This is a genomic window from Ralstonia sp. NFACC01 (genome assembly GCF_900115545.1).
GTDB lineage: Bacteria > Pseudomonadota > Gammaproteobacteria > Burkholderiales > Burkholderiaceae > Ralstonia > Ralstonia mojiangensis.
In genome coordinates this window covers 709,138-723,070 of record NZ_FOWV01000001.1, presented here as the reverse complement: position 1 = coordinate 723,070, position 13,933 = coordinate 709,138, and the positions used below count along the sequence as shown (strand labels likewise).

The 13,933-nt window shown below is 64.7% G+C and carries 9 protein-coding genes; 5 read left to right on the top strand and 4 right to left on the bottom strand.

Going from position 1 to position 13,933, the window contains the following annotated elements; genetic code table 11:
* The first annotated feature begins 13 nt into the window (after positions 1-13).
* The 3 genes from BM136_RS03445 to BM136_RS03435 all read left to right on the top strand — a co-directional run bounded on the left by BM136_RS03445 (position 14) and on the right by BM136_RS03435 (position 3,278).
* Positions 14-1,054: an ABC transporter substrate-binding protein gene (locus BM136_RS03445; RefSeq protein WP_092970280.1), complete on the top strand. Its 1,041-nt coding sequence runs from the start codon at positions 14-16 to the stop codon at positions 1,052-1,054.
* 103 nt (positions 1,055-1,157) lie between these two features.
* The gene (locus BM136_RS03440) at positions 1,158-2,426 is read left to right on the top strand and encodes an ABC transporter permease (protein WP_092970278.1); all 1,269 of its coding nucleotides are present in this window, start codon (positions 1,158-1,160) and stop codon (positions 2,424-2,426) included.
* A 15-nt stretch (positions 2,427-2,441) separates the two neighbouring features.
* Positions 2,442-3,278: an ABC transporter permease gene (locus BM136_RS03435; protein ID WP_092970277.1), complete on the top strand. Its 837-nt coding sequence runs from the start codon at positions 2,442-2,444 to the stop codon at positions 3,276-3,278.
* A 24-nt stretch (positions 3,279-3,302) separates the two neighbouring features.
* On the opposite strand, the gene BM136_RS03430 is transcribed toward BM136_RS03435, so the two are convergent.
* Together BM136_RS03430 and BM136_RS03420 are read right to left on the bottom strand one after the other, a co-directional pair.
* A complete protein-coding gene (locus BM136_RS03430) occupies positions 3,303-4,700 on the bottom strand; it encodes a sialidase family protein (RefSeq protein WP_254775611.1) in 1,398 nt (465 codons plus the stop codon).
* A 758-nt stretch (positions 4,701-5,458) separates the two neighbouring features.
* Positions 5,459-6,223 carry an SDR family NAD(P)-dependent oxidoreductase gene (locus BM136_RS03420; protein WP_092970271.1) on the bottom strand — a complete coding sequence of 255 codons (765 nt, stop codon included), beginning with the start codon at positions 6,221-6,223 and terminating at the stop codon, positions 5,459-5,461.
* 131 nt (positions 6,224-6,354) lie between these two features.
* Between BM136_RS03420 and BM136_RS03415 the strand changes: the two genes are divergently transcribed.
* On the top strand, positions 6,355-7,281 hold the full coding sequence (locus BM136_RS03415) for a LysR family transcriptional regulator (protein ID WP_092970269.1): 927 nt from the start codon (positions 6,355-6,357) through the stop codon (positions 7,279-7,281).
* 70 nt (positions 7,282-7,351) lie between these two features.
* A complete protein-coding gene (locus tag BM136_RS03410; RefSeq protein WP_254775604.1) occupies positions 7,352-8,626 on the top strand; it encodes a serine hydrolase domain-containing protein in 1,275 nt (424 codons plus the stop codon).
* A 103-nt stretch (positions 8,627-8,729) separates the two neighbouring features.
* Here BM136_RS03410 and BM136_RS03405 read toward each other — a convergent pair whose 3' ends face one another.
* Together BM136_RS03405 and BM136_RS03400 are read right to left on the bottom strand one after the other, a co-directional pair.
* Positions 8,730-9,623, bottom strand: a complete 894-nt coding sequence (locus BM136_RS03405) for a transporter substrate-binding domain-containing protein (protein ID WP_092970265.1) — start codon at positions 9,621-9,623, stop codon at positions 8,730-8,732.
* Positions 9,624-9,848: 225 nt separating this feature from the next.
* Positions 9,849-13,667, bottom strand: coding sequence for an autotransporter domain-containing protein (locus BM136_RS03400; protein ID WP_092970263.1), 3,819 nt, complete (start codon positions 13,665-13,667; stop codon positions 9,849-9,851).
* Positions 13,668-13,933: the final 266 nt, after the last annotated feature.

Genomic DNA, 13,933 nt, shown 5'->3' with positions numbered 1-13,933 from the left:
AGAGGAGCCAGGAATGAAACACATCGCAAAGACGCGCTTGAGCATGCTTGCCGGCGCGTTCGCCATTGCATTCGGCGCGCATGCTGCAGAAATCACCGTCGTCAACTTCGGCGGCGCCAATGGCGACGCGCAGAAGGCCGCCTTCAACAAGCCATTCGAGGCGCAGACCGGCAACAAGGTCACCGTGGTCGAGTACAACGGCGAGCAGGCCAAGATCAAGGCCATGGTCGAAGCCAAGCACGTCAACTGGGACGTGGTGGAAGTGGAATCGGGCGACATCGGCCGCGGCTGCGATGAAGGCCTGTTCGAGAAGCTCGACTGGAGCAAGATCGCCAAGAAGAGCGATCTGATCCCCGAGTCGCCGAGCACCTGCGGCGTGGGCTTCTTCGTGTGGTCGACCGCGATGGCGTACAACGCCGACAAGCTCAAGACTGCCCCCACCGGCTGGGCCGATTTCTGGGACGTGAAGAAATTCCCGGGCAAGCGCGGCATGCGCAAGGGTGCACGCGGCAACCTCGAATTCGCATTGATGGCCGACGGCGTGCCAGTCAAGGACGTGTACAAGGTGCTGGCCACCAAGGACGGCCAGAACCGCGCGTTCAAGAAGCTCGACCAGCTCAAGGCGAACATCCAGTGGTGGGAAGCCGGCGCGCAGCCGCCGCAGTTCCTGGTGGCTGGTGACGTGGTGATGTCCACCGCGTTCAATGGCCGCATCGACGCCGCGCAGCGCGAAGGCAAGAACCTGAAGGTGGTCTGGAACGGCAGCATCTACGACCTGGACTACTGGGCCATCCCCAAGGGCACGCCCAACAAGGCGCTGGCCGAGCAGTACATCGCCTACACGCTGTCGCAGAAGCCGCAGCAGGAATACGCCAAGCACATCGCCTACGGCCCGGCCAACGTAGCGGCCATCAAGGCGCTCGACGCGAAGACGCAGGCCAACATGCCGAACTCGCCGGAGAACGCCAAGAACGCCGTGCTGCAGAACCTGCAGTTCTGGACCGACCACGGCGACGAGCTGGAGCAGCGCTTCGCCTCGTGGGCTTCGAAGTAACCGCATAGCGGTGTAACGCAGTGACCGCGCGGATGCCCTCGCCCTATGGCAAGGCATCCGCCGGACGAATTCCCGTAGCGATGGCGAGGCAGCATTGAACACCATGACGATCGCGGCTGAATCGGTTCCTGATTCGACGGCCAAACTCAAACGCGAATTGAAGAGCGCTGAGGCGCGCAGGCGTGCCATGGCGCTGGCGCTGGTGGCGCCGCTCGCCATCTTCCTGCTGCTCATTTTTGTCGTGCCGATCGGCGCCCTGCTCACGCGCGCCGTGCAGAACCCCGAGGTGGCCGATGCGCTGCCCAAGACGGGTATCGCCCTGAAAGACTGGGACCGCAAGAGCCCGCCGGCCGACGCCGCCTATGCCGCGCTTGCCGCAGACCTCACGATCGTGAGCGAAGGTGAAGCGATGGGCGCACTGGCCCGCCGCCTCAACACTGAAATTCCGGGCTTCCGCTCGCTGGTCGCCAAGACGGCGCGCGCCATGCCGCTGGCTGATGACAACGGCAAGCCATTGGCGCTGACGCCCGGCCAGACCCGTGCCAAGCTGCTCGAAGTCGACGAGCGCTGGGGCGATGTCTCGTACTGGCAGGCCATCGCGAAGAACAGCAGCCGCACGTCGCCGTTCTACCTGCTGGCCGCGCTGGACCACCGGCAAGATGCCTTCGGCCATATCGAAGCGACCGACCCCGACGAGCAGATCTACGTGACGGTGTTCATCCGCACCTTCGTCATCAGCGCAATGGTGACGGTGTTCGCCCTGCTGCTCGGCTACCCGCTGTCGTACTGGATCGCCTCGCTGCCGGAGCGTCGTGCCAATCTGGTCATGGTGATGGTGCTCATCCCGTTCTGGACGTCCATCCTTGTGCGCGTGGCAGCGTGGATCGTGCTGCTGCAGACCGAAGGCCTCATCAACCACGGGCTGATGGACCTCGGCATCATCAAGGAGCCGCTGGGGCTGCTGTTCAACCGCGTGGGTGTGTACATCTCGATGACGCACATCCTGCTGCCGTTCATGATCCTGCCGCTGTACAGCGTGATGAAGTCGATCCCGCCCACATACCAGCGCGCGGCCGTGTCGCTGGGCAGCCATCCGTTTGCCGCGTTCTGGCGCGTGTACGTACCGCAGACGTATCCAGGCATCGGTGCCGGTGCGCTGCTGGTGTTCATCCTCGCACTCGGTTACTACATCACCCCCGCGCTGCTGGGCGGGCCGAACGATCAGATGGTCAGCTACTACGTGGCCTACTTCACCAACGTCACCATCAACTGGGGCATGGCCTGCGCGCTGGGTGCGCTCCTGTTGTTGGCCACGCTCGTGCTGTACGCGGTGTACGGCCGCTTTACGCGACCCAAGGTTCGTGTCGGCTAACGGAGAACATCGACCATGAAACTCGCCAAACCGATGTTTGCCCCGCACACCTCGCTCATTGAACGCATCTGGTACTTCTCGCTACGCGGCCTGGCCGTGCTAACGCTGCTCTACCTTGTGCTGCCGGTGCTGGTGATCGTGCCGCTGTCGTTCTCATCGAGCACGTTCCTCTCGTACCCCATCCCGAGCTATTCGCTGCGCTGGTATCAGAACCTCGTCACGTCAGACGAATGGCGCATGGCCGCCAAGAACAGTTTCATCGTTGCGCCCGCCGCCACGATCGTGGCAACGGTGCTGGGCACGCTGGCCGCCATCGGGCTGAACAAGGCCGACTTCCGTGGCAAGGGCCTGCTGATGGCAGTGCTGGTGTCGCCGATGATCGTGCCGGTGGTGGTGGTCGGCGTGGGCATGTATCTGTTCTTTGCACCGCTGGGGCTGGCCAACACGTATATCGGGCTGATCCTCGCGCATGCGGCGCTGGGCGTGCCCTTTGTGGTGACGACCGTGCTGGCGACGCTGCAGGGCTTCAATCACAACCTCGTGCGGGCGAGCTTGTCGCTGGGTGCGAACCCGGTCATGACGTTCTTCCGCATCACTCTGCCCGTCATCGCACCGGGCGTGATTTCCGGGGCGCTGTTTGCGTTTGCCACGTCGTTTGATGAAGTGGTGGCGACGCTCTTCCTAGCGGGGGCCGATCAGGTGACGCTGCCGCGCCAAATGTTTACCGGGATTCGCGAAAACATCTCGCCGACGATTGCGGCGCTGGCGACGATTCTGATTGTGTTTTCGACGTGTCTGCTGTTGACGTTTGAGTGGCTGCGGGGGCGGGCCGCCGCCAAGGCCGTGGCCTGACAACGTCCGCCCCAACGCGTGCCGTTATGGCGAAACGAACACGTCCGTCCGGTTGGTCACGTTGCCCGAGTTGGTCTGGATGAAGAACGGCACGAACTTCGTGCCGGTCGCCGCCAGGCCAGCGTAGTCGCCAATGAAGAAGCCCTCCGCAACGGGCGCCGTCTTCATGTCGAACGGCCCGGCCAGGTGCGATTCACTGCCGAAGGATTGCCCGCCGTTGGTCGACTGCGTCTGCCAGTAGTCCGTCGGCAGTGTGGTGGTATTGCCCGCTGCCAGATTGCGCAGGTCGTAGTACGTCACCGCCACGGTACCGGCGGAATTGACGCTCACCATTGCGTTGAAGGCCGCCTTGCCTGTCGACGTGTTCACTTGGCTTGGCGCGCTCCAGGTCCGGCCGCCATCGGTGGAGGTTGAGAGCGAGATATCCGCATGCGCGCCACCGCTGAAGCGCCCATCCTGCCAGACCACATAGAGCTGCCCCGTGGCCGGGTCGATGGCAGGCTCGGGGATGATGTCGCCCGTGCGCAATGCCTCGCCGGTGTTCGGATCTGTGACGCTCACCAGTTGCAGGCTCGCAATGACCTGCGGCTTGCTCCACGTAGCTCCGCCATCCGTCGATTTGACGAACGCCACGCTGTTGCTGCCGGCCGATCTGCCGGGCGCGTGGATGTAGTTGAAAAAGTCGTACAGCGCGCCAGTCTGCGCGTTCACCACGATCTGGTTGCCGATAGTCTGATACTCCGACGGCGTGTTCACCATCACGCTGGGCGCACTCCAGGTCTGGCCCCCGTCCACCGTCTTGGAGAACATCCCCGGCCCACGAAACGCCAGTGCATGTTGATCCGCATAGGGGTTGCCATTGGGTTGCTCCAGGCGGTCCCACACTGCGTAGGCCACGCCGCGCTTGACGGGGTCTGCCGTCACTGACTCCTTGTCGTTGAAGAACTGCGTGCTCGGTTCGTCGTCGGTGATGAGCTTCGTGAGGAGAGTCCAGCTCAAGCCGCCGTCTCTTGAGACGGCTGCACCCACTGCGTTGCTGTTGTTGGTGTGGTTGAACGAAATCGACACCGAGTAGGCTGTACCGTCAGGCCCGAAGGACACCCACGGATCGGACGCCCGCTCGTACCCCAGCCCACCTGCACACGCGCTGAACGGCTGAGGCACTGGCTTCCACGTGGCCCCGCCATCGAACGAAGCCGCAGACATCAGGCCATGTGCGCCGCCATTGGACCACCGGTCCTGCTGCCAGACCCCAATGTAGTTCGTTGGATTCGCGGGGTTGACCGCGACGTAAGGCTCGACTTCTGCGTTCACGTAATTCGTCCCTGCCCCGCCGACGGTACACCCGGCAAACGGGCTGGGGCCGGAAACGAGCGTGGCCGCCCAAAGCGTCGGGCTGGCGATCACGGCCGCCGTCAGCATGCTTCTGCGCAGCAGCGCAGTCGCTCTGTTACAAGACATGAGAACCTCCTGGTTCGGAGACTGCCTGTGGTGGACGCCCCCCTTCTTCTGGGTGTGCAACGCGTGGGCACTGGCTGCGGAGCCATACACACGATGCCCCGCATGCCGTTACCTCGAGCTCCAATGGCGAAGCGATGCCATTGCGTTCCGCCATCACGTCAATCACCCCGAAACCCGGCGGGGTCGGGTGAAAGGCGCTCAGGCAGCCGTTGCCGCGTAAGCTTAGGAAATGCTTACGACCGCGGAGTGAAGTAATTTTTATCGCTGTGCAAACCAAAACTAACGGTGCACTGCAGCCAATCGCTCGCATCAAGCCCACACGGGCGAGCACAGCAACGGTGGCTCGCCGCTCGGTTCATTTCGCTGCGATGCAGAAGGGGCAAGCGGTGGCCAGTCCGTCCACCGTCCGGGGGAGAGCGATCGATGCGCGGCACGCCGCTTCCCCTATCCGGATGACAGTGCAAGGCGAGCCTCCCACGCTGAGCGTCAAGCACGAAATAACTGACAGACCCGCCGAGCCTCTTTTCTTGAAATTCCGAGCTCAGAACTCGATGCGCGAGGCTTTTTGCTCGGCGCATGGGGCTCAGAGCTCGGCGCATGGGGCTCGGAGCTCGGCGCATGGGGCTCGGAGCTCGGCGCCTGGAGCTCAGAGCTCGGCGCCTGGAGTTCAGAACTCCACAGTTGGCGTTCTGAACCCCATGCGCGGGGAGGCGCGCCGCTTACAGGAACATCCCGCCCGATGCCTCAATCCGCTGAGCGTTGATCCAGCGGTTATCCGGCGACAGCAGCGAGGCCACCACGCCGCCGATATCATCCGGCACACCAGCGCGGCCAAGCGCCGTATTGGATGCCACCATCGCGTTCAAATCGGCGTTGTCGCGCACGGCTCCGCCGCCAAAGTCCGTCTCGATTGCGCCCGGCGCGACCACGTTCACGGCAATGCCGCGCGGGCCAAGTTCCTTCGCCAGATAGCGCGTGAGCACCTCCACCGCCCCCTTCATCGCCGCATACGCGCCGTAGCCCGGCAGCGCAAAGCGTGCGAGACCTGACGAGACATTGACGATGCGTCCGCCGTCGGCCATGAGCGGCAGCAGGATCTGCGTGAGGAAGAACACGCCTTTGAAGTGCACGTTCATCAGTTCGTCGAACTGGGCTTCGGTGGTTTCGGCCACGGCGGCATGCACGCCGACGCCAGCGTTGTTGACCAGGAAATCGAAGCGTTCAGCCTTCCACTGCGCCAGCACACCGCGCACGGCGTCGGCAAAAGCGGGGAACCTGGCGATCTTGCCGGCGTCCAGCTGCAGGGCGGCGGCACGGCGGCCCTGGGCAGTCAGTTCAGCGACAAGGGCGTCGGCTTCCGCCCGGTTCGTGCGGTACGTAAAGATCACGTCGGTGCCACGCTGGGCCAGCTTCTGCACCATATTCTTGCCAAGGCCGCGGCTGCCGCCGGTGACGATCGCAATGGGGGTGTGGGTCTGCGTCATGTTTGCTCTCCGGTTGGATTTGAGATGGGTGTCGAACACCGTGAGAGCATGGTATTGGGCGGCAAACAAAGAATAAATCTCGCATATCCTATTGCTGTGTTTGTTCATAGATAACAATCAACCCGCCCGCCATGTCTACCAACCGACTCGAAGCCATGCAGATTTTTGTGCGCGTGGCTGAACTTGCCAGCTTCACGCGTGCGGCGGAGGCGCTGAGTATTCCCAAGCCGGCCGCCTCGGTGGCGGTGCAACAACTCGAAACGATGCTCGGCACGCGCCTGCTGCACCGGACCACCCGCAAGGTGCAGCTCACGCAGGACGGCCAGACGTTCTACGAGCGCTGCCAGGACCTGCTGGTCGACATGGACGAACTGCAGACCATGTTCCGACAGAGCCCGCAGGCGCTGCGCGGCCGGCTGCGCGTCGACATGCCGGTGGGCGTTGCGCGCCGCATCGTCATCCCCGCCCTGCCCGCGCTGCTCGATGCGCATCCCGAGCTGGAAATCGAACTCTCCAGCACCGACCGCCGCGTGGACCCAGTGCGTGAAGGCTTCGACTGCGTTCTGCGCATCGGCAACCTGACCGACAGCAGCCTCATCGCCCGCCCGCTCGGCCAGTTGCATCAGGTGAACTGCGCCAGCCCGGCCTACATCGCGCGCTATGGCATGCCGAAAACGCTCGACGACCTCGACCACCATCGCATCGTCCATTACGTGCAGACGTTGGGCACGAAGTCGCCGGGGTGGGAATACACGGTGGACGGCCGCTCCGCGTTTCGGCCGATGAAAGGCGCGGTGACCGTCAGCTCGGCCGAGAGCTACGACGCAGCGTGCCGCGCGGGGCTGGGAATGATCCAGGCACCGGTGTACGCGGGGCTGTCGTCGGCGATTGCAGACGGTACGCTCATCGACGTCATGCCTGACTTCCGGCCGCCGCCGATGCCGGTCTCGCTGGTGTATCCGAACCGGCGAAACCTGCCGGTGCGGGTGCAGGTCTTCATGAACTGGATGAGCGAGCTGCTGGAGCCGTATCTGGAACCGCTGGGCACGAATGCGTAGGCGCTCCGCCTCGCGGCCGGTGTAGTCTCACGGCTTGCCGCCGCCAGCAATCTCACCCCCGACCCAGCCAATGAACGCTCTCCAACACTGCGCGATGTGCGCGCTGCTCGCTTGCAGCGTCGCCGTCGCCTCTCCCGATGAAGATCGACTCGGCAAGGCGCAAGGCTATCCGCTTGCGCCTAGCGCGGCGCGCATCCACGAGGCCCAGTACATCGTGGGCGCCTTCAGCGGCATGGACCGCATCTCGCCGTCTTGTGAACTGGCGCCGGCCGACCAACCGGTGCAGCTCAAGATCGCAGACAAGGAGGCGGATGTCCGGTATCGCTTCCGCAACCATGACTACACGCTGGCCGACTACATGGAGCATCAGCGCGCAACCGCTGTGCTGATCGTTCAGGACGGCGTCATCCTGGCCGAGCATTACGGCTACGACCGCACGCGAGACATGCGGATGCTGTCCAACTCGATGGCCAAGACGCTGGTGGCACTGGCCATCGGCAAGGCGCTGGAGGATGGAAGCCTGCGCTCGCTGGATGATCGTGTGGACCAATACGTGTCTGAACTGGCAGGCACGCTGTACGGTGGAACGCGCATCGTCGATCTGCTGCGCATGGCCTCCGGCGCGAAGTACGTCGAGGACTACACCCCCACCGACGACCGTGCACGTTTTCTCAAGACGGCAGCAAAGCAAGGCGTGCTCGCGGCAGCGGCCCAGGTCAACGAGCGCGCCGATGCGCCGGGCACGCGCTTCAACTATGCGGGTGCGCAAACCGAAGTGTTGGCGCTCGTGCTGCAGGCGGCGACGCAACGCAGCCTGTGCGACTTCGTTGACGACAAGCTATGGAAGCCGATGGGGGCCGAAGCCAAGGCGACCTACCTCCTGCGTCAATCCGACGGATCGGCATTTGCCCAAGGCGGCTTCAATGCGACGGCGCGGGACTACGCGCGCCTCGGGTCCATGCTGGCCAACGATGGCGCGGTGCAAGGCCGCCAAGTCGTGCCGCGAGCGTTCCTGCTCGACATGACCGACGCAGCGCGCCAGCCCGACGCGTTTCGCCCGGGGCAGATGACGTATCACGGCAGCCGCTACTACGGTTACGGCTTCCAGGTCTGGCTTCTGCCAGGACAGGCGCGGCGCTTCGTGCTGCTCGGCATCCATGGACAGGCGATCTACGTGGACCCGCAATCCAGGCTCACCATGGTCCATCTTGCGGTGGGACAAGACGCGTCGGGCGATGCAAGCGGCGCGCACCTGGGCGCAGAGCGCGAGGCGTTGTGGCGCGGTGTCGTCGAAAGGTTTGGTCGCCAAGCCGCCGTTGATAGGCCCGCCGCCGCCAATCCGTGAATCCCCACCGCTGTGTTTGCGTGCAGATAGCGATTGGCTCTCGGTGGGAATACGCGGTGGATGGCCCTTTGGAGACGGCATCGAGCAGGCGATATTGAACGCGTCACTGCGCTGGCTTGTCGCTGCGCTTCTTCAGATTGGCGCGCAGCGCGTCGCTCATCGGCATGTCGAGGTTTGCACCGGCGGGCGGGATAGGTGACTCGAACCACTTCTTGTACAGCGCTGTGAACTCGCCGGACTTCATAAGGCGTTTGATGGTCGCATCCACAAGCCGCTTGAAGGCGGGGTCGTCCTTGCGGACCATGCAGGCGTACGGCTCAACCTGCAGGGTTTCTGCCACGACTTCCAGCGCAGCCGGATTGGCCGAATTGGCCCGCAGGCCGTATAGCAGCACGTCATCCAGCGCCAATGCCGACGCTCGGCCGGTTTCGACCAACTTCAGCCCGTCTGCATAGTCCTTGCCGGAGATGATCTGGACGTCGATGTTGTGGTCGACGGCAAATTTCTTCAGCACCTTCTCGTTCGTGCTGCCGGCAGTGCTGGCGACGGTCTTGTTCGCCAAGTCCGTGTAGTTCTTGATGCCCGAATCGCGCTTGGTCAAAAGGCGCGTTCCCGCGTAGAAGAAGTTGATCGAGAAAGCCACCTCCTTGCCTCGCGCGCTTGTGTTGGTGGTGGATCCGCATTCGAGGTCGTAGGTGCCATTGACCAGCAGCGGAATCCGGTTCGTGCCGGTGACTGGAATCGCGTCGACCTGCAAAGACGGCTTCTTCAACCGCGCGCGTACATCGTCGACGATGGCCTGCGTCAGATCGACGGAGAGTCCAACGGCCTTGTTCGGGCCCAGCAAGTAGCTGAACGGAACCGCCGCTTCACGATAACCGACGGTGATCTTGTCTGCCGCCGCGATCTTTTCCAGCGTCTGCGCGTGGATGCCCTCCGCGGCCATCGCCACTCCGGCGACGACAAGCGTGGAAGCAAGTGTGCGAATCGTGTTCATTTGCGTCTCCATGGATGCGTCCCGCGCTCCGTTGCTCTGTTGCTCTGTCGGCTTCTGGCTGCTACAGCCCCCTCTCTACGGAAATCTAGGCGCCATGCCGTTTTTGCCATTGATGCAAGTCAACATGCCGCACACGCGTGGCGCAGCAAAAAAAAAACGCGCCGAGTTGCCCCGGCGCGTTGTTCGTCGATCTAACTAGCGTGCGCATCTGCACGCCTTGCTCCGTCAGAACCTGTGGTTGACACGCACATATGCGGACTGCGCAGACACATGGCTCGTATTGATGGTGGCATCCACGCCCAACGACACCGTGGTCGCCTTGGCGGCCTGAAGCGTGACGCTGGCCCCGGTGGTCAGGAACGAACGCGGCAGGTCGGTGCCGGGGGCGGCGAACACGGTGCCGTCCTGGCTCTGGACCTGGACGACGCGGCCGGCGTTCATCAGCTCGTGCGCGTAGCCCAGGCGAAGCTGCACGTTGACCGGGCGCACATCGCCGAAGGCCTTGTCGAGCGTGACACCCACATACGGTTGGAGACTGCGCGCGCTGTCCGGGCCGACTTGCAGGTTCTGGCCGTTGGCACCGTTCTCGCCAAAGCCGCTGCCGCGCACGTACGCATATCGGAGGCCTACATGCGGCGCGAGCCGGATGCCGCCCGCTTCCATCGGCAAGCTGGCTTGGGTGGCGGCGGTGAATTCGTGCGCGAGATGGTCGCCCTCGGCGGTACCAACGCTGCCGAACGGCCGCTTCTGCGAGAAGAAATCGAGCCCGTAGCCGACCGTGGCCGACAGATTGACGGCGCCCATCGGCTGCGCCCCGTAAAGCGCGACGCGCAGGGTGTCGATGGCGCCCGATGCGCCGGTGGTGTCTTCGCCCAGCGTGGTGTGCGTGTAGCCGCCCGCCGCGCCCACGGTGGCAGCACCAAGGCGGCCCTCCGCTCCCGCGAGGAACCCATAGGCGTGCGTGAGGAAGCCCGGCGCGTTGCCCGTACCGCCCACCTTCGTGCTGGAGCCGCTGGCCGTGACCCACACGTCGTTGGAGCCGCCCGGGGCGTCCTGCGGCCCCGATAACCGGCCGAGCAGCGCCGAGTTGGCGCCCTGTGCCTGCAGCAACGCGGTCGTACCAAGCGCCGTGTAGATGGAGGTCTTGGTCGGTGCCACCACGGTCGGGCTGCCGGGGGTGCTGGGCCCGGTAGCTTCAGCAAGCAGCAGGTCGACCGCATTCGTTCCGTAGTCGACCGAGGTCTGCAGCGTGCCGAGGTTGGCCCCGGCCGTCGCCATGCTGACGTTTGCGAAGCGGCCCGTCACGCCACTGCCTGCGCTCAACACGGTGTAGCGGCGGGCGGCATAGGTGCCCGGATCGAACATGATGGCCAGCGAGCCGCCGAGCGCTGCAGCACCGCCCACATGCAGTTGCGACGCGTCGGTCGGGCTGACCTCGATGGCGAGCGTCCCAGTCGCGCCTTGCGTGTAATTGCCGCCCACTGAGAGCGTTCCGATGGAGCCGCCCGGCGCGACCACCCCGCTGCTGCTGATATCGCCGGAAACCATGCCATGGCCGCGCAGGGTGCCAAGCGCGCTCACCAGGACATTGCCGCCAAGCACGGCACTGGCGTTTGCCGCATCACCGACCGCCAGGGTGCCGCCCGCTACCGTGGTCGACCCAGAGAAGCTGCTGCTGACACCATTGAGCGTGAGCGTGCCCGTGCCTTGCTTGATCAACGCGCCGTTGCCACTCAGGCTGCCGCTGAAGGTTTGAGAGGAATCGTCAGCCAGCGTGAGCGCGCCGCCCAGCACCACGCGGCTACCCGTGACGCCGGAGAGATGCGCCACGGTCTGGTTCACGCCAGCAGACAGATCGAGTGCCGACGTTGCCCCTGTGAGCGCCACAGTCGTAACCGACGCCAGGCGGCCGGCGCCCGTCAACGCCAGCGTGCCGGCGTTGACGGTCGTGGCCCCGCTATACGTGTTCACGCCCGACAGTGTTTGCGTGCCGCCATCCAGCGTGAGGCCGCCTGTGCCGCCAATGGCGCCACTGAACGTGCCAGAGGCATTAGCCAAGTTGAGCGTCCGGCTGCCCAGGGCGACGGCGCCGGAGCCCGTCAGGGCATTGATGGTTGCGCCGGACGTCGTGCCGGAGATGTCGAACGTGCCGTTGTTGACCACGCCGCCGGAGGTCGCGATGCTGCCGGCCCCCGACAGCGCTAGCGTGCCCGCGTTGATGGTCGCTGCGCCGGTAAAGACGTTTGTGTTCGACAGCGTTTGCGTGCCACCCGCCACCGTCAGCCCGCCTGCGCCACCGATAACGCCGCCGAACGTGCCGGCGGCGTTGGACAAGGTCAGCGTCTGGCCACCCAGGGCGACTGCGCCGGAGCCTGTCAGCGCGCTGATGGTGGCGCCAGACGTCGTCGCCGAGATATCGAAGGTGCCGTTGTTGACCACGCCGCTGGAGGCGGCAATGCTGCCGGCGCCGGACAGCGCGAGCGTGCCCGCGTTGATGGTGGTGCTGCCGGCATAGCCCGCCGTGCCCGAGATGGTCAACGTGCCAGCTCCCGCCTGCACCAGATTGCCCGAGCCGCTGATGGTGCCGGCGTACGTCACCGCGTCGCTGCGGTTGAAGGCCAGCGTTCCGTTGTTGACGATATTGCCCGCCACCGAGCCCGTGGTTCCGCCATTGCCGATCTGCAGCGTGCCAGTGGTGATGGTGGTATCGCCCGTATAGGTGTTATTGCCTGTCAGCGTGATCGTTCGGCTGCCGGTAACGGCTGCACTGCCCGCGCCCGAGATGACGCCAGACACCACGAGGTTCGTCGTGGTCGCATCGAGCGTGACGCGCGACGTGGCGTCGCCCAGCGTGACGTTGTTGGACAGCGAGAGCCCAGCACTGCCAGCCGTGATCTTGGCTGCTGCCCCCGCCGCCACGTCGAGGTTTCCGGTGATGTTGGAACCCGTCAGCAGTTGCAGCGTGTTGTTCGTCCCGTTGAACTGGATTGCGGCCGCCCGCGTGACACCATCGCTGTACAGGCCGCCGCTGATGGTGCCGCCATTGACGATGACGTCACCGTTGGAAATGACGCCCACGCCCGCGGCACCGCCATTGCCGGCCCCGCCAGTGATCGTGCCGACGTTGGAAAGCACGTTGAACCCGGCAGCCAGATTGACGCCGGCGCCGCTGGTCCCGGCCGTGCTGCCGCCGCCACCACTGGCACCGCCTACACCGCCGACGATCGTCCCAATGTTGGTGACCTGAGTACCGGAGCCCAAGGTCAGCAACCCGTCGCCGCCGCCGCCGCCGCCGCCCGGGTTCCCGGCTGTACCTCCGTTGCCACCGTTGCCGCCGATCAGCGTACCTTGATTGTTTACGTCGGCAGCCGGCGTCACTATGACGAACGCGGCGCCGCCACCACCGCCGCCGCCGCCGTTGGAGGCCAGCCCCGATGTGCCGGCACCGCCATTTCCGCCGGTGCCGCCCTGCACGGTCACCCCGCCACTGACTGTGACGCTGGTGCCGGTGGAATACACGCCAGCACCTCCGCCACCGCCGCCGCCTGCGAAATTGAATCCATCGAAGCCCTGGCCAGTCCCGCCCTGCGCGTTCGCGTTGACCACGGCATCGCCAGCGAGCACCACATCGGGCGCGCCTCCAGGGCCGCCCTGTCCACTGTCGTTCGTGGCACCGGTACCGCCGGTTCCGCCGGAAGTCGGACTACCCGGCACCTGGATAGTGGCTGAGCCGCCACCCAGCGTTGACGAACCGCCGCCCTCGCCATTGCCGCTGCCCCCATTGCCGCTGCGGTTTGGGATGCCGTTGCCGCCTGCGGCGCTGCAGTTTGCGATCGTGCTCGGCGAGCAAGTCGCGGCCCAGCCAGGGAGCGCTGCACTGGCCAGACCGAGTGACACACCGATTGAAATGATGGATGCGCGCCGACGCGCGGGTGCCGTATCGTGGCTGGCGTCAACGCCCCCGTGCGACGCCTTCGTAAGTTCGGATACCACTTGCGGAGCACGCAAGGTGCGGCTCCAGACCAGCCGATAGACCCGGTTCATGTTGACCCCTCGTTGCATAGACCCATGGATCGGGCGCTGGCCACTAAGAGGCAGGACCGCGGCGCAATCGACCCATTTTTGTGTTGTTGTTCTCTGACGCGCCGTCCGGTGGATACCGTTTTTTTTGACTTATTGATGGGGGCGCATGCGCGCGAAATATAACACTTGCCTAGGAAATATTGCCCTGGCCATTGGTCATGGCTTGCCGCCGGGGTCGATGGCTTTGGCTGGGGGCAAAAAAAACGCGCCGAGTCGCCCCGGCGCGT

Excerpts from the sequence above, each read along its gene's own strand:
- BM136_RS03445 (WP_092970280.1), top strand. The coding sequence starts at position 14 with ATGAAACACATCGCAAAGACGCGCTTGAGCATGCTTGCCGGCGCGTTC.
- BM136_RS03440 (WP_092970278.1), top strand. The coding sequence starts at position 1,158 with ATGACGATCGCGGCTGAATCGGTTCCTGATTCGACGGCCAAACTCAAA.
- BM136_RS03435 (WP_092970277.1), top strand. The coding sequence starts at position 2,442 with ATGAAACTCGCCAAACCGATGTTTGCCCCGCACACCTCGCTCATTGAA.
- BM136_RS03430 (WP_254775611.1), bottom strand. The coding sequence starts at position 4,700 with ATGCTGACGGCGGCCGTGATCGCCAGCCCGACGCTTTGGGCGGCCACG.
- BM136_RS03420 (WP_092970271.1), bottom strand. The coding sequence starts at position 6,223 with ATGACGCAGACCCACACCCCCATTGCGATCGTCACCGGCGGCAGCCGC.
- BM136_RS03415 (WP_092970269.1), top strand. The coding sequence starts at position 6,355 with ATGTCTACCAACCGACTCGAAGCCATGCAGATTTTTGTGCGCGTGGCT.
- BM136_RS03410 (WP_254775604.1), top strand. The coding sequence starts at position 7,352 with ATGAACGCTCTCCAACACTGCGCGATGTGCGCGCTGCTCGCTTGCAGC.
- BM136_RS03405 (WP_092970265.1), bottom strand. The coding sequence starts at position 9,623 with ATGAACACGATTCGCACACTTGCTTCCACGCTTGTCGTCGCCGGAGTG.
- BM136_RS03400 (WP_092970263.1), bottom strand. The coding sequence starts at position 13,667 with ATGAACCGGGTCTATCGGCTGGTCTGGAGCCGCACCTTGCGTGCTCCG.